The following is an 856-nucleotide window of genomic DNA, read 5'->3' as shown; positions in this document are numbered from 1 at the left end:
TTGTTGAACCCCATGCGGTTGATAATTGCTTCATCTTCTACCAGTCGAAATAAACGCGGTTTATCATTTCCTGGCTGTGCTAAAGGCGTAACTGTACCAACTTCAATAAATCCAAAGCCCATTTGTGCAAACGCATCGATACACTCAGCATTTTTATCAAGCCCCGCCGCTAAGCCTACCGGGTTAGGAAAGTCTATTCCCATAACCCGGACAGGTTTACTTGGTAAGTTTTGCTTCCAAAGCAAAGACAACGGAGTACGATGCCATTTACTTAAGATCCCGAGCGTAAGCTCGTGCGTTTTCTCGGGATCTTGTTTAAACAACCATGGTCGAATCAGCTTATACATTAACTGACAACTTTCGGTGCACAGTTGTGGCTTAACAGCATCAGTTCTCTCAGAGCAACGGAGAACTTAGCAAACTCATGGCTTTTCGTTGTACGGAAATCCGATAACATCTGCTGCCAACGGGAAAGCAAGACTTCATTCTGCTCTATCCACTCACTGATCATTTTCTCAGGCTCGCTAACATCCGGTGTGGAACGCAGCACAACCTGAGTCAAAGACCGTTGCTGCCAATCCAGCTCTTCCCGGAACGCAGCTCGTGCCAGTGCCTGCCAGTGATTTGCAACAGGTTGATTATTAATTTGAGTTAAGAACCAGTGCAGATTTATTTCTGCGCCCAAACGGAAATACAATGTGCCGACAGTCTTAAACGATTGACCTGTTTCGTTAGCCACTTCCGCTAAGTCCATAGCAGAGAACACAGTACTCAGGCTGGCGACCTGTTTAGCAAGGTTAGCCGGGAAGCCATGTTCTTTATACCTCTCAATACTTTGCTCAATGACTTTCGCTTC

2 pseudogenes are annotated in these 856 nt (G+C 45.9%); both read right to left on the bottom strand.

What is annotated here, in order from left to right:
- Nucleotides 1-347, bottom strand: a pseudogene (locus tag B3180_RS13605) (quinone-dependent dihydroorotate dehydrogenase); the annotation flags it as partial.
- Nucleotides 347-856 (bottom strand): annotated as a pseudogene (locus tag B3180_RS13600) (NAD-glutamate dehydrogenase domain-containing protein); the annotation flags it as partial. The pseudogenes B3180_RS13605 and B3180_RS13600, both read right to left, overlap by 1 nt.

It is taken from the genome of Idiomarina sp. UBA4206 (assembly GCF_002383015.1).
GTDB classification, from domain to species: domain Bacteria; phylum Pseudomonadota; class Gammaproteobacteria; order Enterobacterales; family Alteromonadaceae; genus Idiomarina; species Idiomarina abyssalis.
Note: the sequence above shows the minus strand (reverse complement) of the source record. Positions and strands in the feature narration are given on the sequence as shown.